Source organism: Roseateles sp. Mitsp63, from assembly GCF_059491535.1.
In genome coordinates this window covers 192,551-218,058 of record NZ_CP168509.1, presented here as the reverse complement: position 1 = coordinate 218,058, position 25,508 = coordinate 192,551, and the positions used below count along the sequence as shown (strand labels likewise).

Genomic DNA, 25,508 nt, shown 5'->3' with positions numbered 1-25,508 from the left:
GCGCGCCGTCAGGCCTTCGGATACAGGACCATCTGCGTGCAGCGGAACAGCGCGATGGTCTTGCCGCCGTGGGTGACGGTGGCGTCCCACACCTGCGTCGTGCGGCCCATGTGGACGGCGACGGCGGTGCATTCGATGACGCCGTCGCGCGCGGTGCCGAGGTGGTTGGACTTGAGCTCGACGGTGGTGAAGTTGCTGGCGCCATCGGGCAGCGAGGCGATGCAGCCGTAGCCGCAGCAGGTGTCGGCCAGCGTCACCACGCTGCCGGCGTGCAGGTAGCCGTTGGGGGCCATCACCGGCTGGCGCACCGGCAGGCGCGCCAGCACGCGGCCCTTCTCGACCTCGACGATCTCGATGCCCATGTGGCCGGGCAGGCAGGCGGCGCCGCGCGTGTTGAAGTCGTTGATCATGTGATTCTGTATGGCGGGGAATGCGAAGCCCGCATTGTCGCCAAGGCTGTACTGGTGCGCCGGCGCGGGCGCTGTTCCGGTGGCCGCGGGGCCGGCTGAGGATAATGACCGGCAGCCGATTGACTGTCCTCCGTGGAGTTCCAAATATGTTCCAGCACGTCGATGCCTACCCGGGCGATCCCATCCTCAGCCTGAACGAAGCCTTCCAGAAGGATCCGCGCACGCAGAAGATCAACCTGTCGATCGGCATCTACTTCGATGACGACGGCCGCATCCCGATGCTGGACTCGGTGCGCAAGGCCGAGCTGGCCGTGGTGGAGCAGGCGGGCGCGCGGCCCTACCTGCCGATGGAGGGCGCCGCCAACTTCCGCGCCGAGGTGCAGAAGCTGCTGTTCGGCGCCGGCAGCGAGGCGCTCACGAGCGGCCGCGTCGCGACCATCCAGGGCGTGGGCTCGTCGGGTGGCCTGAAGGTCGGCGCCGACTTCATCAAGCGCTACTTCCCCGACAGCGCGATCTACCTGAGCGACCCGACCTGGGACAACCACCGGGCGGTCTTCGAGGGCTCGGGCCTGGAGTGCCGGACCTATCCGTACTACGACGCCAGGACCGGCGGCCTGCGCTTCGACGCGATGCTGCAGGCGCTGTCCGAGGCGCCGGCGCGCAGCGTCGTGCTGCTGCACGCGTGCTGCCACAACCCGACCGGCGTGGACCTGACGCAGTCGCAGTGGGACGCGCTGATCCCGGTGCTGAAGGAGCGCGAGCTGATCGCCTTCCTGGACCTGGCCTACCAGGGCTACGGCGACGGCCTGGAGCAGGACACTTTCGCGATCCGCGCGCTGGCGGCGGCGGGGCTGAGCTTCTTCGTCGCGAACAGCTTCTCCAAGAACATGAGCCTGTACGGCGAGCGCTGCGGCGCGCTGTCGGTGGTGTGCCCGGACGCGGCGCAGGCGGCCAACGTGCTGGGGCAGTTGAAGTTCACGATCCGCCGCAACTACTCGAACCCGCCGATGCATGGCGGCCAGGTCGTGGCCAAGGTGCTGGCCGACCCGGCGCTGCGCGCGCTGTGGGAGGGCGAGGTCGAGGAGATGCGCGAGCGCATCCTGGCCATGCGCAACGCGCTGTTCGAGGTGATCACGGCCAAGGTGCCGGGCCGCAACTTCGACTACTTCCTGACGCAGCGCGGGATGTTCAGCTACACCGGCCTGACGCCGGAGCAGGTGGACCGCCTGCGCGAGGAATTCGGCGTCTACATCCTGCGCTCGGGCCGGATGTGCGTCGCGGGCCTGAACACGCGCAACGTCGAGGCCACCGCGAACGCGATGGCGGCCGTGCTGGCCTGACGCGAACCCGCCGGCGTCCCGCGAAGGCGGGTGCCGGCGAGGATGTCGTGGGCGAACCTCGGCGATGGAGCGGGTGACTGGGGGCATCTTCAGCACCAGGAGTCGCCATGTTCGTATCGCCGCAACCGGTTGCCAGTCCTGTCCACGACAGGGCGGAGGACACGCCTTCCGTCGAGCCCCCTCGCCCGCCCGCCAACGCCTTGATCGTCGAGCAGTTCATCAACGGGCGGCGCAGCGAGCTGGACGTCTTGAAAGTCACGGCCTCGAACATCCATCGCTGCGGCGGCAACGTGGGACAGGCACAGCGCTGCGTCCAGGAACTCAAGCGCGCCGTGCGTCCTGGCACCCGTGAGCGTGTCCTTCCCAATGCCTACGTCCACAACGCGCTGATCTCGGCGTATGCGAAGGCCGCTGACCCCGCAGGCGCTCGGGAGGCATTGCGGCGGATGCTGGACCAGGGGTTGGCTCCGGATGTCACCACCAGCAATGAACTGATGTCGGCCTACCGGAAGGCGCGCGATGTCAAGGGTGCTCGCAGGGCCTTCAGGGACATGCGCGGTCTGGGGGTGGTGCCGGATGTCGACGCATGGAACGCGCTGATCAGGGCATGCCTGGACGCCAACGACTTTCGGCGTGCCAGCCGCTACTTCCAGCGGATGCGCCGCCGGCGGACGCCAGCGCCGGATTACCTCACTTATCACGTGATGATCTCGTCACTGGCCTCGCGCGGCATGCACGATCAGGCGGAAGCGCTGCTGGACCAGGCCGTGGAGGACGGCGTCCTGCGAGCGAACCTCGGATTGAATGAGGAGCGCAATGAGCTGGACCTTCATCGACAGGCGGTGGAGGTTCATCCGCGGTCCAGGGAGCATGGCTTGTGCGGTATCTCCGCCAGCCTGGCGCAGACCATCTTTCGCCGTCTCCTGTCCCGCAGGCAGATCAATCGGCTGACGCACGTCATCGTCGGCAGTCACGGCCCGGGGCGCCTGCGGGATGCCATCCGGGAGTGCATGGTGGACTGTGGGTGGGCGGCGCAGCATCCGCGCCAGGGCGATGGAGAGCTCAATCGCGGACGCTGGGTGGGATCGGAATGGGGCGCGCGCGCCCCGGCGGACTGACGCACTGCGCGCCGCGGGCATTTCTCTTGCGCGCATTCAACAGGGTTATGGGTGGCGGCCTCGCTTTCATTGGCTGAGGCCGCCGCGAATCCGTACCCTGCCGGACCATTCAAGAATGAATCTGTCCGGATGAAGCAGCTTGTCGTGATCGGGGGCGGCGTGGTGGGAGTGACCACGGCCTGGGCCCTGGCGGAGGCGGGACATCGGGTGACCCTGGTGGAGCGCGAGGCCGAGCTCGCGACCGGCGCGAGCCGCGCCAATGGCGGCCAGCTCAGCTACCGCTACGTGTCGCCGCTGGCCGATGCCGGCGTGCCGCTGAAGGCGCTGCGCTGGCTGCTGGATCCGGATGGCCCGCTGCGCTTCAAGCCCGACGGCACCGCGGCGCAGTGGCGCTGGCTGGCGGCCTTCCTCGCGCATTGCCGGGGGCCGGTGAACCGCCGCACCACCGAGCGCCTGCTCGAGCTGGGCGCCTTCAGCCAGCAATGCTTCGGCGAGCTGCAGCGGCAGGCGCGGCTCGATGCCATCGCGCTGCGCACGCCCGGCAAGCTGGTCGTCTACCGCAAACCCGAGGAATTCGCGCGCGTCGCGGCGCGCACGCCACCCGGCGGTCCCGAGCGGGCACTCAGCCGCGACGAGTGCCTGGCGCTGGAGCCGGCGCTGGGCGATGGCGGCGCGGGCTGGCTGGCCGGCGGCATCTTCACCGCCGGCGAGGCGGTCGCCGACTGCCACGCGCTGAGCGTTCAGCTCGGCGAGCGCCTGGCGAGGCATCCGAATTTCGAGCGGCGCGTCCGCGCCCACGCCACCGGCTTCGCCGTCGACGGCGACCGCGTCACCGCGGTGAAGACGGACCAGGGCGAGCTCGGCGCGGACGGCGTCGTGCTCGCGGCCGGGCTGCAGAGCGCGGCGCTCGCGGCGCTGGTGGGCGTGCGGCTGCCGCTCTATCCGCTCAAGGGCTACAGCCTGTCGGCGCCGATCAACGGCGTGCACCGTCCACCGTCCATCAGCGTGACCGACTTCGAGCGCAAGACGCTCTACGCCCGCATCGGCGATCAACTGCGGGTGGCGGCGATGGTCGACCTGGTCGGCGAGGACACGCGCATCGATCCAGCGCGCCTGGCCGCGCTGCAGCGCAACGTGCGCGAAACCTTCCCGAAGGCCGCCGACTATGACCACGCCGTGCCCTGGGCCGGCCTGCGTCCCGCGACGCCGAGCGGCGCGCCGATGCTCGGCGGCACGCCGCTGCGCGGGCTGTGGCTGAATGTCGGCCATGGCGCGCTGGGATTCACCTTTTCGTTTGGGTCGGCCCGCATCGTGGCCGACCTGGTCTCCGGCAAGCCGAGCCCGATCGCGCTCGACGGGCTGGCGCTGCGCGCGGCCTGAGGCATGGCGATGACGGCGAGACCGGCTGCTGCGTCCAAGGTCCGGCGTGAGCCGTTGACGGCGGCCTTGCTCGCCGAGGCGCTGCGGCAGGCGGTGCTCGCCCAGGACTTCGGCGCGACGCCGGACTCGCAGGACGGCGGCCGGCCGGTGCGGCATTTTCCGAGCCTTGATCTCGCGGTGGTCGCGTTCCCGGACCACGGCGCGCCCGTCGCCGCGAACGTGCTGTTCTCGCGCGAGCATCCGGCCGGCCTGGTCGCCGATATCTCGGAGGGAGCTGGGCCGGTCCGCAACATCCGCTTCCTCGCGGATCAACGCGATGCCGACGGCAACTCCGTCGCTTGGCGGCCGGACTCGGACTGGTCGGCGATGGACTGGCTCCCGCTCGCGGGTGGCGAGGAGGAGGGCGGCGCGCGCATGGTCGCTCCCTATCCGGCGTCGCTGCTGAAGCTGATGCTGCTGGCCGGCGTGGGCCGGCTGGTCGATCAGGGGCGCGCCGGCTGGTGGCAGCCGCTGAGTCACGGCGGGCGCGAGCGCCTGGTGGCCGACTGGGCGTCGGACATGGTCACGTGGAGCAGCAATGAGGCGACCTCCGCGCTGGTGACGCTGATGCACGCAGCTGGGGCGATCCGCCGCGAGGATGGTCGCGAGGTGCGCAACGAGCTGCATGCGCTGTTCGCGGCACTCGGATTGACGACGCTGCGGCTGGCCAACACGACGGCGGACGGCGGCTGGGGCAATGGGGCGGGATCGGGCGTGGGGCAGATCCAGATGACGGCCTGGGACACGGTGCGGCTGTTGTGGTGGCTGGACCCGCTGGCACCGCGCGCGCCGTGGCTGCGGGCGGACGCGCCGCGGCTGTCGCCGGAGAGCCGCAATCATGTGATGCATGCCTTGCAGGATCAGGCGCTGCACGAGGTGCTGTCGAGCAGCGCGCTCGGCGGCGTGCCGGGCTGGGTGCGGGGGCTGCCGGCGCGCCTGCCGGGCCGGTGGCTGCAGCCCGATGGCTCGCTGCGGGCGGGCGAGGTGTCGCTGCCCGGCGACCTGCGGCGCTTCGCGGCCGGCGGCGAGGTGTGGTTCGCGCACAAGACCGGCAACACGGAGAACTACGTCTCCGATGCCGGCATCGTGCGCGGCATCCTGCCGCGCCGCCGCCATTACCTGATCGCGCTGCTGACCAGCCTCGGGTCGCGCTACGCTCCCGATCCCCGCTGCCCGACGACGTGGCGCATCCCGGCGCTCGGCGCCGCGGTCGATGCGCGCATGGCGGCGTGGCTCGAGGCCTGAGCGCGAGCGCAGGCCGATTCATCGAACCGGATTCCGGCGCTTGGCGCGCCGGCGCATGCCATGGCCGACGAACGTTTCCTCCTGCCTCCGCTGTCTGAGCGCGCCTGCCTGGGCGTGATCGCGCCGGCCGGTCCGCCTCGAGCGGGCACGCTGGAGCAGGTCGTGCCGATGATCGAGCGGCTTGGCTTCCGGGCGAAGGTGTTTCCCGGTTGCGCGGGACCGGCGTTCCTCGGTCATCTGGCGGCGGATGACGAGCGAAGGCTCGCCGACCTGCATGAGGCCGTGGCCGATCCGGACGTCGACGCGGTGATCGCGCTGCGAGGCGGATATGGCTGCATGCGGCTGCTGGATCGCGTCGATCGCGAACTGCTGCGCCGCTGTCCGAAGCCGCTGATCGGCTACAGCGACCTGACGGCGTTGATGGCGCTGCGGCAGCAACTGGGCCTGGCGAGCTGGCACGCGTCGATGCCGGCGTCGGACTGGTGCAAGGGGGATGCTGGCTGGGCGGATGCCGTCGCGTTGGCGGAGCGGCTGCGCCAGGGGCTGCGCGAGGGCGAGCGGCTGGGGCCGGCGCTCGCGCCCCATCCGCTGAATCGAGGGATCGCGCCGGTTCGCGGCGTGCTGGCAGGGGGAAACCTGGCCGTGCTGGTGGCGCTGCTGGGCACGCCGTTCATGCCGGACCTGCGGGGCTCGGTGCTGTTCCTGGAGGACGTCGGCGAGGATCCGTACAAGATCGATCGCCTGCTGTGCCAGCTGCGACTGAGCGGCGCTCTCGACCAGGTGGCCGGAGTGCTGCTGGGCAGCTTCAGCGACGCGGACTCGCCGGAGGAGGTGCTCGCCGATTACTTCGGCGGGCTGGGCGTGCCGGTGCTCGCCGGTTGGCCCAGCGGCCACGCGACACCGAACGTCCCACTGCCGATCGGGGTGACGGTGACGCTGGATCCAGTGACAAGGACGCTCGCCGTCTAGATGTCCTTCGCAGGGTCTCGGCCCTCACCCCCACCCTCTCCCGCAAGCGGGCGAGGGGGTAAGAGCCGGACGTCGTAGTAAACCCCCTCGCCCCCGCGGGGAGAGGGAGGGGAGAGGGGGCTCGTGCCACAGCGCTGCTGCCCTTCGAAGCACCCCCTCTCCCCCGCCCTCTCCCCCCTCGCGGGGGGCGAGGGAGTTCTTGCGCAAGGCAAGAAATGGCTGCGGATCGCGATCAGAAGAACTTGTAGTCCACCCCCAGCGTGAACGAGCGCCCACGCGGATCCGCCACGCGCGGTTCCCACGAGCTGCCCGAGCCGGTGTTGCTGTCGTAGCTGTTCGCGAACGACGGGTCCTGGTCGAAGATGTTCTTGATGCCCGCGGTGATCGTCAGGTTCTTGATGCCGCTGTACGCCACGCTGACGTGGTGCAGGTAGTACGGCTTGACCCACGGGTCGAACAGCGGCGCCGACGCATTGCCGTTCGCCACGCCCGGCGGCACGTAGCCGTAGTAGCCCGACGAGTAGGTCTGCCGCAGCGACCACGCCCAGTCCCCATACGAGTAGGTGACATACGCGTTGTGCTTCCAGCGCAGCCCCAGCTCGCTCGAGCGCGTGAACTGACCCACCTCGCTCGGGCCGAAGGCCACGTTGTCCAGCAGCTTGGACTTCTTCTCCAGCAGGTAGGTGCCATCCAGCCCCGCCGTCAGGCGGCCGCCATTGAGCGGCGTGCTGCCGCGCATCGACAGCTCCAGCCCGCGCGTGCGCGTCTCGCCGGTGTTGATCCAGCGCGTGTCCACGATCTTCAGCGCGCCGCTGCCATCGCGGAGGAAGGCCTGCGGGAACAACTGGTAGTTGTTCAGGATCTGCGACAGCGTCAGGCTCTGGATCTGCCCGTCACGCTTGATGTCCCACAGGTCCACGCTCATGCTGTAGTCCGGCGACGGCTGCCACACGAAGCCGATGTTGGACATCTTCGACTCCTCCGGACGCAGGTCGGTGCGGCCGCCGAAGAGCGTGTCGAAGGTGATCGCCTGGCAGCCCGGCGCGTTGCTCACCACGTTGCCCGGGCAGGTCGCCGGATCCGGCACGCCCGCGCCGGTGTACGGCGACTGCGTCACGCCGTTGAACAGCTGGTTGAAGGTCGGCACGCGGAAGCCGGTGCTGTACGACGCGCGCAGCACCAGGCTCTGCAGCGGCTGGTAGCGGATCGAGGCCTTCGGGTTGGTCGTGCTGCCGAAGCCGGTGTACTTGTCATAGCGCACCGACAGGTTCAGGTCGAGGTTCTTCAGCACCGGGATGATGGTCTCGCCGAAGATCGCGCCCACCTTGCGCTTCACGCCGCTCAGCGCGTTGATGTTGTCGAACGGCGCGTTGTAGACCCACGTGTTGATGTCGTTGGTGTTGACCGTCGTGTTGCCGTCGAAGTGGTACTTCTCGATCCGGTAGTTGGCGCCCAGCGCCACCATCACGTCACCCGCCGGCAGCTTGAAGGCCGGGCCCGACACGGTGGCGTCGAACTCGTCCGTCGTGTACTTGCCGCCATACAGCCTGGTGCCGGCCGCCGAGATCGCGTCCAGCGCCGCCAGCGCCGCCGGCGTCTGCGACTCACCAGCCAGCAGGAACGGGTTGAGCACGCCGGTGTTGATCAGGTTGGCCAGGCCGACGTAGTTCTGATAACCGCTGCCCAGCGTCGACGTGCTCTTGCTGAAGGCATGCGAGGCGCCCGCCTTGTAGTCCCAGTCCTTCATGAACGGCAGCGGACCGTCCATGCTGACCAGGTAGCGGCCGGTGTCGGTGTCGGTGCCGATGTCGCGCTGGCCGCATTCCATGCAGCGCCAGCGGAAGGTCATCGGCAGGCCTTGGTTGGCCGCCAGCGAAGGGAACTGCTTCACCAGCGCGTCGAACACGCGCTGATAGCCGGCGCCGGTGGACGGATAGGCCAGGTCGGCGAACGGGTTGCGCGTGGTCGTGCCGTTGGGCAGGCCGATGGTCGAGGTCGACGCGGCGCTGCTGATCTGGTTGGGCGAGAAGAACTTGGTCGACTCCGACTTGCCCAGCAGCACCTCGCCGGTCAGCATGTGCTCGCCGAGCTTGAGCTGGCCGCGCGTGACCAGGTTGGTGTTCCTGACCGGCTGCTGGATCACGGCGGCGCGGCCGGTGTCCCAGGCGCAGCCGAACTGGTTGGCCGGCGAGGCCGAGGCCGAGTTCCAGAGCTTCTCCGCGTAGGCGTCCATGCCCGGCTGGGACGCGCAGCCGGCCTGGCCGGGCAGGTCCAGGATGTTGACGTTGCCGATCGTGGCGCCGTTGTACAGCGGGCCGGTGTTGGCCGGCGAGCCCGGGCGGCTCAGCACGTTGCGGATCGTCGTGCCGGTGGTGGTGGGCAGGAACAGCGTCGCGAAGGGCGTGCCGCGCGTGTCGGGCGAGAGGCCGCGCGCGGGCTGGAAGCTGTTGACGAAGTCGCGCTGCGAGCCGTCCAGGCGCTTGTTGTCGGTCACCGAGACTACGGCCAGCAGGTTGAAGCCGTCCTTCTCGATGTTGCCCAGGCCGCCGGTCAGCGAGGCGCGGTAGATGTTGCCCCCGCCATGCTCGGTCACGTCGGTGAAGGCGCTGGCCTGCAGGCCCTGGTAGTCCTTGCGCAGGATGAAGTTGATGACGCCGCCGACGGCGTCCGTGCCGTAGGTCGACGAGGCGCCGTCCTTGAGCACCTCGACGCGCTCGATCGCGGCCATCGGGATCTGGTTCAGGTCGACGACGCCGCCATTGAGGCCGTGCGCCGCGATGCGGCGGCCGTTCAGCAGGATGAGCGTCGCGTTGGCGCCCTGCAGGCGCAGGTTGGCGGAGGTCGCGCCGTTGTTGCCGCGCGCCTGGCCCGAGACCACGTCCGAGTTGGACGCCAGGTTGTCCAGCCCGTTGCCGTTGGCCGAGAGCGTCGCGATCAGCTGCTCGGCGGAGACGATGCCCTGGCGGTCCAGGTCCTTGCGGGAGATCGTCTGGATCGGCAGCGCGCCTTCGTCCTGCATGCGCTTGATGCTCGAGCCGGTGATCTCCACGCGCTCCATCCTCTGGACTTCCTGCGACCAGGCCGCCGCGTGGCTGCCCAGCCCGACGACGACGAGACAGCGGGCAAGTTGATTCAGTTTCACGACCTTCTCCTTGTTAACCGGACCGGCGCATCGCGCGCCGCCAACGACCGAGGACGGCGCTGCGTGACCGACCTGTTGCGAGCTGTGAACGATCTTCAAGCACGAGGCGCGGGCCCCGTCCTAGGAACGTCACCCATTTGTTGCATCCGTCCCGATGAATGCTTGTCGCGCGCGTATAACCTGTGGGAATGCAACGGGGCCGGGACTATACAGTCGCCCCTCATGCGATCGATCCCCGCCCTCGTCCTCCTGAGCGCCGCGCTCGCCGCCACCGGCTGCGCGAGCCTGCGCGACACGCCGCCCGCGCCCGTGGAGCAGGCGCTGCGGCAAGCCGGCGTGCCGGCCTCCTCGCTGGCCGTCGTGGCGTTCCCGATGGAGGCGCCCGGCAGCGGCTGGCGGATGAACGCGGACCGGCCGATGGCGCCGGCCTCGACGATGAAGACCGTCACCGCGGTGGTCGCGCTGGACCGGCTGGGGCCCAACAGCCGGGGGCAGACGCAGCTGCTCGCGGCGGGCGAGATCCGCGACGGCCGTCTGGACGGGCCGCTGGTGCTCAAGGGCGGCGGCGATGCCGATCTCGACTGGGGCGCGCTGTGGACGATGCTGCGCGAGGTCCGCGAGCGCCATGGCGTGCGTGAGCTGGCGGGCGGGATCGTGGTCGACCGGGGGCTGTTCAATCCGGCGCGGCCGGAGATCGGCGCGCCGCGCTTCGACGAGCAGGCGGAGTTCCCCTACAACGTCATCCCCGATGCGCTGCATCTCAATGGCAGCCTGCTGCAGTTCGATCTCGCGGCCGACGAGCGCGGGGTGACGGCGCGGCCCTTCCCGCAGTTCGGCGCGCTGGCGGTCGACACGAGCGGGATGCGGCTCAATGACAAGCCTTGCAAGGATTGGGACGACGGCTGGATGCCGTCGCGCTTCGAGGCGCTGCCGGGCGGCGCGGCGCGGGTCGCGCTGGCGGGGGAGTTCCCGCGCGGGTGCCAGGTCGTGCAGGCGCTCAACGTGCTGGACCGGCAGTGGGAGACCGCCCAGGCGCTGCGGCAGCTGTGGGGCTCGCTGGGCGGGACGCTGACCGGGGAGATCCGCGAGGGCACGGCGCCGGAGGGCGCCAAGGTGCTCGCGCAGCATCGGGACCGGCCGCTGGCGGAGCTGCTGCGGCCGATCATGAAGGCCTCGGACAACGCGCTGGCGCGGTTGATCTTCCTGAGATTGGGCGCGTCGGCCGCGCAGCCGGGAGAGGACACGCAGCAGGCCGCGGCGCGCGTGGTGCGCGAGTGGTTCGCGGCGCAGCGGCTCGATGCGGCGGGGCTGGTGCTGGAGAACGGCGCGGGCCTGTCGCGCGTGGAGCGGGCGACGGCGAATCAGCTGGCGGGGCTGCTGCAGGCGTCGGCGAAGGGGTCGCACGGGCCGGAGTTCCTGGCCACGCTGCCGGTGGCCGGCGTTGATGGGACGCTGGCGCGGAGGTTCACGGGCAGTGCCGCCGAGGGGCGGGCGCGGATGAAGACCGGGACGCTGCGCGATGTGGTGGCGCTCGCGGGTTTCGTGCCGGACGCGAGGGGCAAGACCTGGATCGTCGTCGCCGTCGTCAACGACGAGCAGGCGATGAAAGCCCGGCCCGCGATCGACGCGCTGGTGGAGTGGGTGGCCAGCCACTAAAGCCCAGCGATCGCCACCACCGACCGCAAGAACTCCCTCGCCCCCACAGGGGGAGAGGGCAGGGGAGAGGGGGAGCGTCGAAGAGCTTCAGCGCCGTGGCACGAGCCCCCTCTCCCCTTCCCTCTCCCCGAAGGGGCGAGGGAGTTACTGCGCCGTCCCGCGCTTCGAACTCCCTCGCCCGCTTGCGGGAGAGGGCAGGGGAGAGGGTCTTCAGACCACTGCGGGCGACAGCAGCCTGATCGTTCCCGCAGTCGCGTCCATTTCGGCGGGTTGCCCGACCGGCACGGTGAACTTCTTCTTGATGTGCCCGATCATCGCCCCCCGGTACACCGGCACCTTCAGCGGCAGGAAGTAGTCGTCGAAGACCTCATCCAGCGTCAGCACGCCATACCCGCCGCTGCCCGGCCCGCAGTTGGTGAACTTGCCCAGCACCACGCCCGCCACCTGATCGAGCGCGCCGCTCAGCCGCAGCGTCGACAGCAGCCGGTCGACGCTGTAGATGTACTCGTTGATCTCCTCCAGGAACAGGATCGCGCCGCGCGTATCCGGGAAGTACGGCGAGCCCGCCAGCGAGCACAGCACCGCCAGGTTCCCCCCGATCAGCGGCCCGCGCGCCACGCCCGCTCGCAGCGTGCTGATGCGGTCCTCGCGCTGGACGAGGTCGCTGCCGCGCTCGCCCTGCGGGTTCTGCATCAACTGCGCCTGCCCCTCCATCGCGACGGCCCGGAACTGCTGCACCGAGAACTCGTTCCACTCCGACCCCGCCACGGGGCAATGGAAGGTGATCAATCCCGTCTGCCGGTGGATCGCATTGACCAGGCTGGTCAGGTCCGAGAAGCCGCCGAAGAACTTCGGCTTGCGCCGGATCAGCGCGTAGTTCAGCTTGTCGACGATGCGGTTGCTGCCGGAGCCGCCCGTCATCGCGAGGATGCCGTCGACGCCGTCATCGGCGAAGAAGTCGTTGATGTCGCCGGCCCGCTCCGCGTCGGTGCCGCCGAACTGGCCGTAGCGGCTGCGCAGATGGGCGCCGGGCTTGACCTTGAAGCCGAGCGCCTGCAGCGACTCGATGGCGATGTCCAGTGGCTCGCGCTCGAAGGTGGCATTGGCGGGGCTGACCAGGCCGATGGTGTCGCCCGGCTTGAGGCGGCGCGCGCGCAGCGGCGCGGGCGCTCCGGTCTGCGCCTGCGCGGGCAGCGCGGCGGCGAGCGCGCAAGCCGCCGCGGTCGCGGCGCCGGTGAGCATCTGTCGACGGGAGGCGGTCATGGGCGTTCAGGCGGGGTGGCGCTCACAGCACCAGGGGCAGGGTGCGGCGGACCTGGTCGCGGTCGCCGAAGTCGAAGTGCCACCACTCGGTGCTGATGGTCTGGAAGCCGGCATGGCGCATCGCCGCGCGCAGCCAGCCGCGATGCGTCAGCTGCGCGGCGGTCAGTCCGCCGGCGGCCAGTTGCTCCGCTTCGAACTCGGGGTGCGACGCGGGCGTCATCTCGTCGAACCCCGTGCCCATGTCGAGTTCGCGGCCGTCCGCGTCCAGCAGCGTCGCGTCGACCGCCATGCCGAAGGAATGGATCGAGCGCCGTGCCGGATGGGCCAGGTACTTCGTCAGCGGCGTCCCTTCGAGTTCCTTCCACAAGGCCTCCTGCACCCGCTGCGGCCGCAGCGCGTCCAGCACGGCCAGCGTGAGGCCGGGGCAGTGGCGCGCGAGATGGCCGGCCGCCTCCTCGAGCGCGGCCGCCGCCTCCCGGCGCAGGAAGGCGCAGTCCAGGCCGCCGTACACGTTGCGCCCGACGAAGTTGTCCGGCGTCGCGTAGCGCAGGTCCACCGCGATGCCGGGGATCGCGAGCAGCGAGCGGAACTCGGGATGCGCGGCGATCTCCTCGCAGGGGATGGGCGCGGGCGGCGTCAACCGAGGCTCTCCAGGTTGGCGCGGGCCGCGTCCCGCAGATAGCCGACCAGCCGGCGCGCCGCCTGCGCCAGCGGCGCGCTCGCGGAGGTCAGCAGGTAGAGCTGGATCGTCATCGACGGCGCCAGCGGGCGGACCTTGACGCGGGCACGGTCCGCCGACGCGGCGGTGAAGGGATCGACGACGGTCATGCCGACGCCGGCCTCGACCAGCGCGCGGGCGAGCTGGTAGGTCTGCACAGTGATGCGGCTGTCAAGGTGACGGCCCTCGGCCTCGCTGGCGTTGTGCAGCATGTGGCCCAGCGGATCGTCCTCGGCCATCGCGATCAGCTCGGACTGGATCTCCTCCAGCGGCAGCGGGCCGCTGCCCTGCGCTTCGGGGCTGGTCAGCGGGCACAGCGCCATCATCGAGCCGCTGGCCAGCACTTCCGCCTTGATGCCGGGATGGCGCGGATCGTGCAGGCTCAGCGCGAGATCGGCCTCGCCCAGCAGCAGCGCCGAGACGATCTCGCGCGTGTGATTGGTGCTGAGCTGGCAGCGGCTGCGCGGGAAGGCCTGCGCCCAATGCGTCATCGCGGCCGGGATCACCGCCGCGCCCAGCGTCGGCGTGGCCATCAGGCGCAGCGATTCGGACTCGCCGCCGCGCAGGTTGGCGGCCAGGCGGCGGATCGCCACCAGGTCGCGGTTGAGCTTGTCGATCTCGACGAACAGCCGCTGCGCCTCGGGGGTCGGATAGAGCTTGCCGCGGACACGGTCGAACAGCGGCATGCCCAGCTGCAGCTCGCAGTGCTGCAGCACCTTCGTCACGGCCGGCTGCGAGATGTGCAGCAGCTGGGCGGCGCCGCTGATCGTGCCGGCCTGCATGATCGCGTGGAAGACTTCAATGTGACGGAGGCGCATGGTCACTCGCGGTAGACGTTCTCGAAGACCACCCCCCCATTCGGCTGCATCTTGAAGCCGCGCAGGTCCTTGCTGGTGGGGATGTAGACCGTCGAGTGTGCCATCGTGATCCACGGGCGTTCGCGCTTGAAGATCTCCTGGGCCTTCTCGTAGAGCGCGATCCGCCGGGCCTGGTCGGGCGTGGCGCGGGCCGCGTCGATCAGACGCTCGAACTCCGGGTTGCAGAACTTGACGCCGGACTTGTTGGTCGCGCAACTGAGGTTGGGCGTGAGGAAGTCGTCGGCATCGCCGCTCTCGCCGGACCAGCCGCTCATGTAGACCGAGTGCTCGCCGGCGTTGGCGCGCTTGAGGTACTCGCCCCACTCGTAGGTGCGGATCTGCGCGCGCACGCCGATGCGGGCCCAGTCCTGCTGGATCAGCTGCGCCATCAGCTGGCCGTTGGGATTGGTCGGCCGCGTCACCGGCAGCGCCCACAGGTCGATGTCCAGGCCATTCGGAAAGCCCGCCTGCTGGAGCAGCGCCTTGGCGCGATCGGGGTCGTACGCGTTCTTCAGCGCGTGGTTGTAGCCGGGGATCGCGGGCGGGAACGGGTTGACGGCCTGCATCGCGTCGCCGCGCGGGAACAGCGCGCGGAAGATCGCGTCGCGGTCGATCGAGATGTCCAGCGCCTCGCGCACCAGGCGGTTGTCCGTCGGCGGCTTGCGCAGGTTGAAGGACAGGTAGGAGATGTTGAGCGCCTGGATCTTCTCGAGCCGGATGCGCTCGGGGTGGCGGTCGATCGCGGCGACGTCGATGTCGCGCAGCGGCGAGGTGATCTGGCATTCGCCGGCGAGCAGCTTCTGCACGCGCACCGGCGCCTCGCGGCTGATGGTGAAGATCAGCTTGCGCGTCTTCTGCGGCTCGCCCCAGTAGTCGGGGTTGGCTTCCATGCGGACGACGTCGTCCTTGGCATAGCTGCGGAAGCGGTAGGGGCCGGTGCCGATCGGCAGCCGGTTGATCTGCGCGGCCTTGCCCTGGCGCAGCAGCTGGGCGCCGTACTCGGCCGACTGGATGCCGGCGAAGGCCATCGCGAACCAGGTGACGAAGGTGACGTTGGGCTGGCTCAGCGTGAAGCGGACGGTGCGGTCGTCGAGCTTCTCCATCTTCGCGATGGCCTTGGCCAGGCCCAGGTTCTGCGGATAGACGAAGTTGGCCGGGAAGGCCTGGTTGAACGGATGCGCGCGGTCGAGGAAGCGGCCGAAGGTGAACAGCACGTCGTCGGCGTTGAAGGGGCGCGTCGGCGTGAACCAGGGCCGGCTGTGGAAGCGGACGTTCTCCCGCAGCGTGAAGGTGAAGACGCGGGCGTCGGGCGAGATGGTCCAGGACGTCGCGAGGGCTGGCTGCAGCGCGGTGCCGCCGCGCTCGAAGCGGGCCAGGCCCTGGAACATCTGGTTGTTGACGTTGTTGGTGCTGGCGGAGTCCCACAGCCCGGGATCGAAGCCCTCGGGGCTGGCGTCGGTGCAGTAGATGAGCGGCTTGGGCGCGGCCGGTCCGGCCGCGTGGACGGCGGGCAGCGCCGCGAGGAGCACCGCGGCCAGCGAGAGGGGAAGGGCAGGGCGCATCGATACCTCAGATCACATCACACGCGACCAGTCGCCCGTCGATCTCGCGCAGCTCCGGGCGCTGCTCGGCGCAGCGCGGGATCGCCATCGGGCAGCGCTGATGGAACGCGCATCCCGTCGGCGGCGTGAGCGGGCTCGGCAGCTCGCCGTGGATGCGGATGCGCCGACGCCGGTCGGCCGGGCGCAACGCCGGCGTCGCGCTGATCAGCGCCTGCGTGTACGGATGCAGCGGCCGCGCGAACACGCGCCGCTTGTCGCCGTGCTCCACCACGCGGCCCAGGTACATCACCATCACCTCGTCCGCCACATGCTCCACCACCGCCAGGTTGTGCGAGATGAACACGTAGCCCGTCCCGAATTCCTCCTGCAGGTCCATGAAGAGATTCAGGATCTGCGCCTGGATCGACAGGTCCAGCGCCGAGGTCGGCTCGTCCGCCACCACGATGCCCGGCTGCATCACCATCGCCCGCGCGATCGCGATGCGCTGGCGTTGCCCGCCCGAGAACATGTGCGGGTAGCGCTGCAGATGCTCCTGACGCAGTCCGACCTTCGCGGCCAGCGCCTCGATGCGCTCGCGCCGCTCCGCGCGGCCCAGCGCCGTGTTGATCACCAGCGGTTCCGCCAGCGTCGACGCGATCGTCTTGCGCGGATTGAGCGCCGCGTACGGGTTCTGGAACACCATCTGCACGTCACGCCGCAGCGCCTTGCGCGCACCCGCCTCGGCGGCATCGCGGCCGTGGATCAGCAGCTCGCCCGAGGTCGGCGTCTCGATCAGCGTCAGCGCGCGCGCGAGCGTCGACTTGCCGCAGCCCGACTCGCCCACCACCGCCAGCGTCCGGCCCGGCGCCAGCGAGAAGCTCACCCCATCCAGCGCGCGCACCGTCGCCTTCGGCGCGAACCAGCCGCGGCTGACGCGGTAGTGACGCGCCAGATCGCGCGCCTGCAGCAGCGGGGCGCTCATGCCGGGCGCTCCTCGGTCAGCGGAAAGAAGCAGCGCACGCCGTCGACGACCTCTGGCCGCTCCACGCGGCAGCGGTCCCGCGCCCGCGGGCAGCGCGGCGAGAACAGGCATCCCGCCGGCCGGTCCAACGCGCCCGGCACGATGCCCGGCAGCGCCTGCAGGCGGCGCGCGCCGCGGTTGTGCTCGGGGATCGCGGCCATCAGCGCCGCCGTGTACGGATGGGACGGATGCTCGAAGACCTCGGGGAGCGCGCCCGTCTCCACCACCTGGCCCGCGTACATCACCGCCACGCGCTGCGCCATCTCCGCCACCACCGCCAGGTCGTGCGTGATCATCACCAGCGCCATGCCCTGCTCGCGCTGCAGCCGCAGCAGCAGATCCATGATCTGGGCCTGGATCGTCACGTCCAGCGCCGTCGTGGGCTCGTCCGCGATCAGCAGCTTCGGCGCGCAGGCGATCGCCAGCGCGATCATCACCCGCTGGTTCATCCCGCCCGACAGCTCGTGCGGATAGGCCTTGAGCCGGCTCGCGGCATCGGGGATCTCGACCTGCTGCAGCAATTCCAGCGCCCGCTGCCGCGCTGCTGCGCCGCGCAGGCCGAGGTGCGCGCGCAGCACCTCCTCGATCTGGTGGCCGACGGTGTAGCTGGGATTGAGGCTCGCCAGCGCGTCCTGGAACACCATCGCGATGTCCTTGCCGATCAGCCGCCGGCGCCGCGCGGGCGGCAGCGTCAGCAGGTCCTGGCCCTCGAAGCGCAGCGTCGCCGCGCTCACCTGGCCCGGCGGGTCGATGAGTCCCATCAGCGCCATCATGCTGACCGACTTGCCGGAGCCCGACTCGCCGACGATGCCCAGCACCTCGCCCGGCGCGACCGCCAGGTCCACGCCGTCCACCGCCGGGAAGGCGCCGAAACGCACGCGCAGGCCGCGGATCTCCAGCATCACGAGGCCCTCTTCAGGCGCGGATCGAGCGCGTCGCGCAGGCCGTCGCCCATCAGGTTGACGCTCAGCACCGAGACCAGGATCGCCAGCCCCGGCAGCGTCACCACCCACGGCGCGCGGACGATGTAGTCGCGCGCCGATGAGAGCATCGTGCCCCACTCCGCCATCGGCGCCTGCACGCCCAGGCCCAGGAAGCCCAGACCGGCCGCCTCGAGGATCGCCGCCGAGAAGCTCAGCGACGCATTGACGATCAGCGGCGCCATGCAGTTCGGCAGCACCGCCGAGAACATCAGCCGCCAGGTCGACGCGCCGGCCACGCGGCTGGCGGTGACGTAGTCCTTGCCCAGCTCCGCCAGCGCCGCGGCGCGCGTGAGCCGGACGTACTCCGGCAGGCTGCCGATGGCAATCGCGATCACCGTGTTCATGAGTCCTGGGCCCAGCACCGTGATCACGCAGATCGCCAGCAGCAGCCCGGGCAGCGCCAGCATCACGTCCATCACCCGCATCACCACCGGCGCGAGCAGGCGCTGATGGAAAGCGGCCAGCAGGCCCAGCAGCACGCCGGGGATCAGCGACAGCACCACCGAGGCCAGCCCGATCCCCAGCGACACGCGCGCGCCGTGCAGCAGCCGCGACAGCAGGTCGCGGCCGAGCTCGTCGGTGCCCAGCAGGAAGCGCGGCAGGCCGCCCTCCATCCACACCGGCGGCGTCAGCATGTGCTGGCGGTACTGCCGCACCGGATCGTGCGGCGCGATCCAGGGCGCCAGCAGCGCGGCCAGCGCCAGCAGCGTGAAGACGATCAGCGCGGCGAGCGCGCCGCGATTGGCCGAGAAGCCGCGCCAGAACTCGGCCAGCGGCCCCGGCGGAGCGGCCGGCGCCGAAGGGGGCATGGAAGGGGGCACCGGAGGGGGCCTCGGCGCGGAGGAGGCGGGCAGGGCGCTCATGCCGTTCTCATCCCTGCTTGCGGATGCGCGGATTGACCACGCCGTACAGCAGGTCCACCAGCAGGTTGACCGCGATGAAGGTGCAGGCCGAGATCAGGATCCCCGCCTGCACCACCGGATAGTCGCGCCGCGCGATCGCGTCGATCAGCCATTTGCCGATGCCGGGCCAGCTGAAGATGGTCTCGGTCAGCACGGCGCCCGCCAGCAGGCTGCCGACCTTCAGACCGATCACCGTGATCACCGGGATCAGCGCATTGCGCAGCCCATGCACCAGCACCACGCGCGCCGGCGACAGCCCGCGCGCGCGGGCGCTGCGCATGTAGTCCTCGCGCAGCACCTCGAGCAGGCTGGAGCGCGTCATGCGCGCGATCACCGCCGTCGTGCTGGTGCCCAGCACCAGCGCCGGCAGCAGCAGGTGGCGCAGCGCCGAGCGCCAGGCGCCGGCCTCGTCATGCAGCGCCGCGTCGATCAGCATGAAGCCGGTGACGCGCTGCACGTCGTACTCGACCGCGATGCGGCCCGACACCGGCGTCCAGCCCAGGCCCACCGAGAAGAACATGATGAGGATCAACCCCCACCAGAACACCGGCATCGAGTAGCCGACGGTGGCCACGCCCATCACGCCCTGGTCCAGCAGCGAGCCGCGCCGCAGCGCCGCGCCGGTGCCCAGCGCCATGCCCAGCAGGATCGCCAGCAGCAGCGCGAACAGCGCCAGCTCCGCCGTCGCGGGGAACAGCGCGAGGAACTCCTGCGAGACCGGCTCGTGCGAGACCAGCGAGCGGCCGAGGTCGCCGTGCAGCAGGCCGCCGGCGTAGTCCGCGTACTGCCGCCACAGCGGCTGGTCCAGGCCGAGCTCGTGCATCAGCCGCGCATGGGTCGCGTCGTCCAGGGCGCGCTCGCCCATCATGATCGCGATCGGATCGCCCGGCACCAGCCGGATCAGGCCGAAGGCGACCAGCGTCACGCCGATCAGCGTCGGCAGCAGCGCGGCGAGGCGGCGGAGCAGGAAGTTCAGCAAGGCGGTCCAGCCAGGGGGGTTCAGAACTCCGAGCGCGGCTGCTCGTCGGCCGGCAGCGGGGCCTTGGTCTTCATGCCGCCGGGCGAGCTCACGACGTCCAGCAGCGCGGCGGTCTCAGCGTCCATGTCGCCGGAGAAGTTGGCCGGACGGTACTTCATCTGGAAGGTGCTGATGACCTCGCGCGTGGCGACGTCGAACACGCCGGTGCGCGGCGTCTGGTAGCCGACCTTGGTCAGCCGGTCCTGGAACCAGTCGACCTCCGGCACCGGGCCGACCTGGTAGATCGCCGTCTTGATCTCCACCTGCGTCTGGTCGGGCCAGGGGATCAGGCCGGCCTCGGCGAAGCGCTTCCACGGGAACTCCGGACCCGGGTCCTGCTTGCGGCCCGGGGCGATGTCGTTGTGGCCCAGGATGCGGTCCGAGCGGATGCCGTGGCGCGCGACGATCTCCTGGCTCAGCCGGATCACGTCGTCCATCTGCGCCTTCGGATAGGGCGCGTAGACGCGGCCCATCGGCGTCTCGGTGAAGCCGGGGTTGACGATCTCGATGCCGATCGAGGCCGAGTTCAGGTTGGTCGCGCCGGCCCAGTAGCTGACGCCGGCGTGCCACGCGCGGCGGTTCTCGTCGACGAGCTGGTAGACCCGGGACGGGTTGTCCTGCACCAGGTAATGGGCCGAGACCTTGCCGCCGGTGGTCAGCACCTTCATCGACTTGTCGAAGTCGAGCACGGTGTAGTGCAGGATCAGGAACTGCGCGCGGCTGTCCTGGTTCTGCGAGACATGCGAGCGGTCGATCTGCAGCGTGGGCGAGGCGCAGGCCGCGAGCAGCGAGGCGGCGGCGAGGGTCAGGAGTTTGGTCTTCATGAGGCGAGGGCGGCGCGCCGGGCGGCGGCCAGGGCGGTGTCGGGTTGATGGACGGCCAGGGGCAGGTCTTGCGGCAGCGCGGCCCGCAGGCCGGATTCGATCGCGGGGTGCAATTGCAGCACACGGCCCGAGGCCGTGACCGGACGCACCCCCAGCCGGCGCGCCAGCGCCAGCGGCAGGCGCGCCAGTTCGTGGCCCGCCCGGCGCAGCAGCGTCAGTGCGTCGGCATCGTCCTCGCGTGCCGCGCGCGCCACGGCCAGCGCCAGGCGGCCGATCGCGCCGCGCCGGGCGGCGTTGTCGCCGCCGTACATGAAGGCGCGCGTCGTGGGCCAGTCGCTGCCGCCGAGTTCGTCGAAGAGATGGCGGGCCAGCGGCGAGGCGGACCAGGCGCCGGGGTGTTCGTCCTCGCGCCGCCAGACCAGCGCGAGCGCCTCGCGCGCGATCCACTGGCCGCCGCCTTCGTCGCCCAGCAGCGGACCGCGGCCGCCGGCGCGGTGCAGGGTGCCGTCCTCGTCGATGAAGGCGGCGATCGCGCCGGTGCCGGCGTAGACGAGATAGCCCTCGCCGGGTCGGTACAGCGCGTGCCAGGCCTGGGCGATGTCGCTGTCGCAATGGATCTGCGCCGGCGCCAGGCCCAGCTGCTGGGCGAGCAGGGCGCGCAGCTGGCGGCCGGCGGGGCCGTCGGGCTCGCCCAGGCCGGTGATGCCGGCCTGCAGGCCGCGCAGCGCGCCCGGCGCCGCATGCGCGAGCACCGCGGCGGCCAGTGACTGCAGCGTCTGCGCCAGCAGCACGCGGCCGGCGCCACTGTCCAGCAGCAGCGCGCTGAAGCCGCCGACTTCGCCGCGCGCGACCTGGGTGCCGTCCCGCCGGGCCAGTGCCCAGCGCGTCTGGGTGCCGCCGGCGTCCAGCCCGAGTCCCAACCCGGCACCGGCGCGCGCGGTCCCGGCCCGGTGGGGCGCGCGGGAGTCGGCGAGGGGAGGGGAGAGGGAGCTCATGTCGGGGCGGCTTGGCGCGCGGAGCTTACGAGCCGCATCGCGCGCCCGCCATTGTCAATGCGCGGGGCGGGTATGAGTCTGGGTCATGGCTCCCATGAAAAACGGGCTCCCGAAGGAGCCCGTGGCGGTCGCTGGAAGGACCGGCCGCGAGGGCCGGCCGATCCTGGCGGGGATCAGAACTCGTAGCTGGCCGTGACCTGCAGCGCCCACTGCGATTCGCCCTTGACCTGACGGATGTTCAGGTTGTCGTTGATCGCGGCGGCGTTGGTGCGGTACACGTAGTTGCCGTCCTTGTCGATGCCGGCGAAGTTCACGAAGCTGCGGCGGTTGCCGCCGGCGGACTGGAACGTCACCTCGTCGATGCGGCCCCACTTCTTGTTGAGCAGGTTGCCGATGTTCAGGATGTCGAAGGTGACCTTGCCCTTGTGCTGCGGGAAGAAGCCCGGCACTTCCTGGCTGACGCGCAGGTCGAAGCTGTTCACGAACTGCGAGAACGAGCTGTTGCGCGGCACCACGGCGCCCTTGTACTTCGACAGGCTCGGCGTGCTGTCGACGATGTTCCAGAACGCCGCCTCGTCCGCCGGGGTGACGAACTTGACGCCGGCCGCGCCACGCGAGGCCGGGATGTACAGCAGGTCGTTGCCGGCCACGCCGTCGCCGTTCATGTCGTTCAGGTAGGTCCAGCTGTAGGGCTTGCCCTTGCGGCCTTCCCAGACCAGGCCCACCGTCGTCTTCAGGTTGCTGATGAACGCCTTCTGCCAGGTCACGTTGGCCGTGAGGCGGTCACGGATCATGTACGCCGAGTTGGCGGCCACGTTCTCGTTCGGGTTGAAGACGGCGCGCGAGTTGAAGTTGGAGTTGGCCACCGACGAGGTCAGCGGGCTGACTTCCGACGCTTCCGTGTACGTGTAGGCGACACCGAAGCCGAAGCCGTCACGCGCCGGACGCTGGAACGACAGGGTGATGGCGTTGCCGTCGCCCTTCTTGGTCTTCGTGGCCAGCGTCACGTTGCCGAACGAGGCGTTGGACAGCGCGCGCGAACGGCCGTTGGCGCAGGCGCCGGTGGTGCTCAGGCTGCCGCTGGTGTTGGTCCAGCAGCCCGGGTCATAGCTCTGCGGCGTGTAGTACAGCGAGCGGCCATCCGGACCGGTCCGGGTCGGATCGCCCAGGTTCAGATGCTGGTAGTAGATGCCGGTGTTGACCTTGGTGTAGACCCACTCGACGCCGAAGTTCATGCCGAAGAACGGCAGCTCCGCGTCATACGCGAGGTTCATCTTCCAGACGGACGGCTGACCCAGGCCCTTCTGGATGAAGTCGACGTTCGCGGCCGGCGTCACGCCGGGCAGGATCGGCTGCTTGGACGGATCCGCGTTGAACACGCCCGAAGCGGTGCCCGAGCAGGCGCTCAGGCCGGCCGTGCCGCAACCGACCAGGCGCGTGGCCATGCCGGTGTTGGAGTACGGGTTGGTCAGCCAGACCGAGGCCGCGGCGCCCTGGAACAGGCCCGCGCCGCCGCGGATCTGCTTCTTGTGGCCGGCGCGGTTGTCCAGCGCGTAGTTGAAGCCGAAGCGCGGCTGGAACAGGTTCTCGCCGTCGACGGTCGTCGAGTTGTCCAAGCCGAAGCCGCCGGTGGCGCGCGTCACTGCGCTGGGGCCGGTCACGGCGCCGGCCGCGGCCGGGGCGGCAGCCGCGGCGTTGTAGGTCGGCTTGTCGCCGGTGCTCATCTGGTCGACGCGGAAGCCGGCCGTGATGTTCAGGTCCTTGGAGATGTTCCAGGTGTCCTGCAGGAACAGGCCGGCCTGGGTCAGGGTCCACTTGGCGATGCCGTCATCCAGCGTGCCGCCGGTGACCGGCACCTGCACTTGGTACGACGACGGACGGCCGCGGGTGAAGTTCTCCAGCACCGCCTGCTGCACCAGCGCCGACGAGGCGGTGTTGCAGTTGATCGTGCCGAAGGTGTACTGCCACGCGCTTTCGCAGCCGAAGGTGTAGTTGCCGTTCACGTTCTGGAAGAACGCGTTGAAGATCTTGTTGCGCTGGACGTCGCCGCCGAACTTGATCTCGTGGTCGCCCTTGATCCAGGTCGCGCCCAGGTAGCCATCCAGCGTCTTGGTGTCGAGGATGTTGTACTGGCGGCTCTGCTCCGTGCCGAAGTTGACGAAGCGGTTGCCGGTGCTGGCGCCCGCCGGCGCGCCGTCGGGCAGCGCGCCGTTGAAGCGGATGCCGATCGCCGGCAGGTTGCTGTTGTTCTGCGGCACGCTGTTGTAGTCGCGGCTCGAGACCTTCAGCTCGGTCGAGAAGTCCGGCGTCCAGTCGGCGAACCACTGCGCCACGACGGTGTCGATCTTCTTCTTCTGCTGCCACCACTGCGAGGTCATCTGCAGGCCGGTGGCGCTGTAGCCGCCGAAGCCGCCGTTGTTGGTGTCCGACTGCTCGGTACGGGCCACGCGCACGCTGGCGCGGTGCTGGTCGTTGATGTTCCAGTCGATCTTGGCCAGGTAATCCTTGACCGTCAGGCGCGAGGTGCCCAGCACGGTGCCGGTGTCGATGCCATACGCGTCCTTGGCGGTCTTGGTGATCGCGTCGAGCTGCGCCTGCGAGATGGCGGTGTTCGACAGCGAGCTGCCGATCGGGCCGTATTCGGGCTGGGCGCGGTTGCTCTTGGTCTCTTCGTAGTTGGCGAAGAAGAAGAGCTTGTCCTTGATGATCGGGCCGCCCAGCGTGACGCCCTTGGTGTCTTCCTTGAACGACAGGAAGTCGCTGTACCGGCCGGTGCCGCGGTCGAAGCGCTGGCCCATCATCGAGTCGTCGCGGTACTTGTAGTACACGCTGCCCTTGTACTCGTTGGTACCGGACTTGGTGACGGCGTTGATGTTGGCGCCGGTGTAACCCTTCTGGGTCACGTCGTAGTTGGACAGGTTGACCTGCACCGACTGGATGGCGTCGATCGAGATCGGCTGCTTGGCGGTCGGCAGGTTGTTGCTTTCCAGGCCGAAGGTGTCGTTGATCGCGACGCCGTCGATGGTGATCGAGTTGTAGCGCGAGTTCTGGCCCATCGCCGAGATCTCGCCGCGCTCCTTGTCGGTCTGCGCCAGGCGGGGATCGTTGCGGGCGTAGTCCTGCAGGTTGCCCGAGAAGGACGCGAAGGCATCCAGGTCGGCGCGGTTCAACTGCGTGCCGGCGCCCATGGACGAGTTGTTGAACTTCGCGGCCGTGCTGGAGCCGGTCGTCACGACCGTGTCGAGCTGCGTCGAGGCTCTGCCCAGCTGGACGTCCAGATTGAACGTCTCGGCCAGGGCCAGGTAGACGTTCTCGCTGACCTCGCGGTCGCCACCCTTGGTGACGGTGACGACGTAGGGGCCGCCCACGCGCAGGCCGCGCGCGTTGTAGCGGCCGTCGGCGTCGGTGGTCTGCGTGTTCGAGGAGCCGGACTCCTTGTGCAGGATCACCACGGTGGCGCCCGCCAGGGGCTTGCCGTCAGCGCCCACCACGCGGCCGCCGATGGCCGAGGTGGTGTTCTGGGCCAGTGCCGGCGCGGCCGCCACGATGGCGACCGCGGCGGCGAGCGCCGTGCGCGAAAAACCCAACCAATCCTTCTGATTCATTCCTGTGCTCCTGTGCGACGTCAGACCGAAACCTGTTCCCAAGGCGGCGGAAAACGTTCCGCAAACGTTTTCCGTTGCCGACTTCCACGCAATCTGATGCGTCTGCCGGCGACTCGCGCCCTCGTTTTGTTGTTGCGACGGGCACGCTCCTGGGCGCGCCATCTCCGCTTATGAAGCAAAAAGCCTACCAGCCGGAACATGCCGCATCAATGCGGCAATATCGGGAGACCTCTCGCTTTCGCCGCGGTGTCAATGCGCCATTCGGGCCCTTTTCCGGGGCCGTGGCGGAGCACCTTCCACCGCGTCAGCGCCGCAGTCTGGTGAGCCAATGTTGAGGAGCTGTGACAAGTGTTCACTGGCGTTGACGGTTGGTGCACTCGCGCAACACGCGCCGGAAACGGGGCGCGAAGGCACTGCCGCGGCGCGCGCGGAGCCGCGCTTCGTGGAGGGCTCGAAGCTGCTGGAATCGAGGGTTTTCCCTG

General features: G+C 69.9%; 19 protein-coding genes. 6 read left to right on the top strand and 13 right to left on the bottom strand.

Features of this window, described 5'->3' with window-relative positions; translation table 11 throughout:
- Positions 1 to 8: 8 nt before the first annotated feature.
- Complete coding sequence (locus ACEN96_RS00895; protein ID WP_495586175.1) at positions 9 to 410, bottom strand: PaaI family thioesterase; 402 nt, start codon at positions 408 to 410, stop codon at positions 9 to 11.
- Positions 411 to 556: 146 nt separating this feature from the next.
- On the opposite strand from ACEN96_RS00895, the gene ACEN96_RS00890 reads away from it, so the two are divergent.
- The 5 genes from ACEN96_RS00890 (at position 557) to ACEN96_RS00870 (ending at position 6,501) form a co-directional block, all read left to right on the top strand.
- Positions 557 to 1,750: an amino acid aminotransferase gene (locus ACEN96_RS00890; RefSeq protein WP_495586174.1), complete on the top strand. Its 1,194-nt coding sequence runs from the start codon at positions 557 to 559 to the stop codon at positions 1,748 to 1,750.
- A gap of 107 nt (positions 1,751 to 1,857) precedes the next feature.
- Entirely contained in the window at positions 1,858 to 2,868 is a 1,011-nt protein-coding gene (locus ACEN96_RS00885) for a hypothetical protein (protein ID WP_495586173.1), read from the top strand.
- A gap of 51 nt (positions 2,869 to 2,919) precedes the next feature.
- Positions 2,920 to 4,248 carry a D-amino acid dehydrogenase gene (locus ACEN96_RS00880; RefSeq protein WP_495586172.1) on the top strand — a complete coding sequence of 443 codons (1,329 nt, stop codon included), beginning with the start codon at positions 2,920 to 2,922 and terminating at the stop codon, positions 4,246 to 4,248.
- A 9-nt stretch (positions 4,249 to 4,257) separates the two neighbouring features.
- The gene (locus ACEN96_RS00875) at positions 4,258 to 5,532 is read left to right on the top strand and encodes a serine hydrolase (RefSeq protein ID WP_495586171.1); all 1,275 of its coding nucleotides are present in this window, start codon (positions 4,258 to 4,260) and stop codon (positions 5,530 to 5,532) included.
- A 60-nt stretch (positions 5,533 to 5,592) separates the two neighbouring features.
- The gene (locus ACEN96_RS00870) at positions 5,593 to 6,501 is read left to right on the top strand and encodes a S66 peptidase family protein (RefSeq protein ID WP_495586170.1); all 909 of its coding nucleotides are present in this window, start codon (positions 5,593 to 5,595) and stop codon (positions 6,499 to 6,501) included.
- A gap of 232 nt (positions 6,502 to 6,733) precedes the next feature.
- On the opposite strand, the gene ACEN96_RS00865 is transcribed toward ACEN96_RS00870, so the two are convergent.
- Positions 6,734 to 9,643, bottom strand: a complete 2,910-nt coding sequence (locus tag ACEN96_RS00865) for a TonB-dependent receptor domain-containing protein (protein WP_495586169.1) — start codon at positions 9,641 to 9,643, stop codon at positions 6,734 to 6,736.
- Positions 9,644 to 9,865: 222 nt separating this feature from the next.
- On the opposite strand from ACEN96_RS00865, the gene dacB reads away from it, so the two are divergent.
- Positions 9,866 to 11,299 (top strand): D-alanyl-D-alanine carboxypeptidase/D-alanyl-D-alanine endopeptidase, encoded by a 1,434-nt coding sequence (gene dacB, locus ACEN96_RS00860; protein WP_495586168.1) that lies wholly within the window; start codon positions 9,866 to 9,868, stop codon positions 11,297 to 11,299.
- A 210-nt stretch (positions 11,300 to 11,509) separates the two neighbouring features.
- On the opposite strand, the gene ACEN96_RS00855 is transcribed toward dacB, so the two are convergent.
- The 11 genes from ACEN96_RS00855 to ACEN96_RS00805 form a co-directional block, all read right to left on the bottom strand.
- Entirely contained in the window at positions 11,510 to 12,562 is a 1,053-nt protein-coding gene (locus ACEN96_RS00855; RefSeq protein ID WP_495586167.1) for a S66 peptidase family protein, read from the bottom strand.
- A 22-nt stretch (positions 12,563 to 12,584) separates the two neighbouring features.
- Positions 12,585 to 13,202 (bottom strand): M15 family metallopeptidase, encoded by a 618-nt coding sequence (locus tag ACEN96_RS00850; RefSeq protein ID WP_495586166.1) that lies wholly within the window; start codon positions 13,200 to 13,202, stop codon positions 12,585 to 12,587.
- A complete protein-coding gene (locus ACEN96_RS00845) occupies positions 13,199 to 14,098 on the bottom strand; it encodes a LysR family transcriptional regulator (protein ID WP_495586165.1) in 900 nt (299 codons plus the stop codon). Before ACEN96_RS00845 ends, ACEN96_RS00850 begins: the two co-directional genes overlap by 4 nt.
- 2 nt (positions 14,099 to 14,100) lie before the next feature.
- A complete protein-coding gene (locus ACEN96_RS00840; RefSeq protein ID WP_495586164.1) occupies positions 14,101 to 15,699 on the bottom strand; it encodes an ABC transporter substrate-binding protein in 1,599 nt (532 codons plus the stop codon).
- Between the two features lie 7 nt (positions 15,700 to 15,706).
- Complete coding sequence (locus tag ACEN96_RS00835) at positions 15,707 to 16,660, bottom strand: dipeptide ABC transporter ATP-binding protein (RefSeq protein WP_495586163.1); 954 nt, start codon at positions 16,658 to 16,660, stop codon at positions 15,707 to 15,709.
- Positions 16,657 to 17,601 (bottom strand): ABC transporter ATP-binding protein, encoded by a 945-nt coding sequence (locus tag ACEN96_RS00830; protein ID WP_495586162.1) that lies wholly within the window; start codon positions 17,599 to 17,601, stop codon positions 16,657 to 16,659. Before ACEN96_RS00830 ends, ACEN96_RS00835 begins: the two co-directional genes overlap by 4 nt.
- On the bottom strand, positions 17,601 to 18,491 hold the full coding sequence (locus ACEN96_RS00825) for an ABC transporter permease subunit (RefSeq protein ID WP_495588528.1): 891 nt from the start codon (positions 18,489 to 18,491) through the stop codon (positions 17,601 to 17,603). The genes ACEN96_RS00830 and ACEN96_RS00825 overlap by 1 nt, the downstream gene beginning before the upstream one ends.
- Positions 18,492 to 18,552: 61 nt before the next feature.
- The gene (locus ACEN96_RS00820; protein WP_495586161.1) at positions 18,553 to 19,563 is read right to left on the bottom strand and encodes an ABC transporter permease subunit; all 1,011 of its coding nucleotides are present in this window, start codon (positions 19,561 to 19,563) and stop codon (positions 18,553 to 18,555) included.
- A gap of 20 nt (positions 19,564 to 19,583) precedes the next feature.
- The gene (locus ACEN96_RS00815) at positions 19,584 to 20,426 is read right to left on the bottom strand and encodes an N-acetylmuramoyl-L-alanine amidase (RefSeq protein ID WP_495586160.1); all 843 of its coding nucleotides are present in this window, start codon (positions 20,424 to 20,426) and stop codon (positions 19,584 to 19,586) included.
- Positions 20,423 to 21,421 (bottom strand): N-acetylglucosamine kinase, encoded by a 999-nt coding sequence (locus tag ACEN96_RS00810; protein WP_495586159.1) that lies wholly within the window; start codon positions 21,419 to 21,421, stop codon positions 20,423 to 20,425. Before ACEN96_RS00810 ends, ACEN96_RS00815 begins: the two co-directional genes overlap by 4 nt.
- A gap of 173 nt (positions 21,422 to 21,594) precedes the next feature.
- Entirely contained in the window at positions 21,595 to 25,026 is a 3,432-nt protein-coding gene (locus tag ACEN96_RS00805) for a TonB-dependent receptor (RefSeq protein WP_495586158.1), read from the bottom strand.
- Positions 25,027 to 25,508 lie beyond the last annotated feature (482 nt).

What these genes read in the sequence shown, in the direction of transcription:
- ACEN96_RS00885 (WP_495586173.1), top strand. Translation starts at nt 1,858, where the DNA reads ATGTTCGTATCGCCGCAACCGGTTGCCAGTCCTGTCCACGACAGGGCG.
- ACEN96_RS00810 (WP_495586159.1), bottom strand. Translation starts at nt 21,421, where the DNA reads ATGAGCTCCCTCTCCCCTCCCCTCGCCGACTCCCGCGCGCCCCACCGG.
- ACEN96_RS00830 (WP_495586162.1), bottom strand. Translation starts at nt 17,601, where the DNA reads ATGCTGGAGATCCGCGGCCTGCGCGTGCGTTTCGGCGCCTTCCCGGCG.
- ACEN96_RS00825 (WP_495588528.1), bottom strand. Translation starts at nt 18,491, where the DNA reads ATGCCCCCTTCGGCGCCGGCCGCTCCGCCGGGGCCGCTGGCCGAGTTC.
- ACEN96_RS00890 (WP_495586174.1), top strand. Translation starts at nt 557, where the DNA reads ATGTTCCAGCACGTCGATGCCTACCCGGGCGATCCCATCCTCAGCCTG.
- ACEN96_RS00875 (WP_495586171.1), top strand. Translation starts at nt 4,258, where the DNA reads ATGACGGCGAGACCGGCTGCTGCGTCCAAGGTCCGGCGTGAGCCGTTG.
- dacB (WP_495586168.1), top strand. Translation starts at nt 9,866, where the DNA reads ATGCGATCGATCCCCGCCCTCGTCCTCCTGAGCGCCGCGCTCGCCGCC.
- ACEN96_RS00870 (WP_495586170.1), top strand. Translation starts at nt 5,593, where the DNA reads ATGGCCGACGAACGTTTCCTCCTGCCTCCGCTGTCTGAGCGCGCCTGC.
- ACEN96_RS00840 (WP_495586164.1), bottom strand. Translation starts at nt 15,699, where the DNA reads ATGCGCCCTGCCCTTCCCCTCTCGCTGGCCGCGGTGCTCCTCGCGGCG.
- ACEN96_RS00805 (WP_495586158.1), bottom strand. Translation starts at nt 25,026, where the DNA reads ATGAATCAGAAGGATTGGTTGGGTTTTTCGCGCACGGCGCTCGCCGCC.
- ACEN96_RS00815 (WP_495586160.1), bottom strand. Translation starts at nt 20,426, where the DNA reads ATGAAGACCAAACTCCTGACCCTCGCCGCCGCCTCGCTGCTCGCGGCC.
- ACEN96_RS00855 (WP_495586167.1), bottom strand. Translation starts at nt 12,562, where the DNA reads ATGACCGCCTCCCGTCGACAGATGCTCACCGGCGCCGCGACCGCGGCG.
- ACEN96_RS00845 (WP_495586165.1), bottom strand. Translation starts at nt 14,098, where the DNA reads ATGCGCCTCCGTCACATTGAAGTCTTCCACGCGATCATGCAGGCCGGC.
- ACEN96_RS00835 (WP_495586163.1), bottom strand. Translation starts at nt 16,660, where the DNA reads ATGAGCGCCCCGCTGCTGCAGGCGCGCGATCTGGCGCGTCACTACCGC.
- ACEN96_RS00895 (WP_495586175.1), bottom strand. Translation starts at nt 410, where the DNA reads ATGATCAACGACTTCAACACGCGCGGCGCCGCCTGCCTGCCCGGCCAC.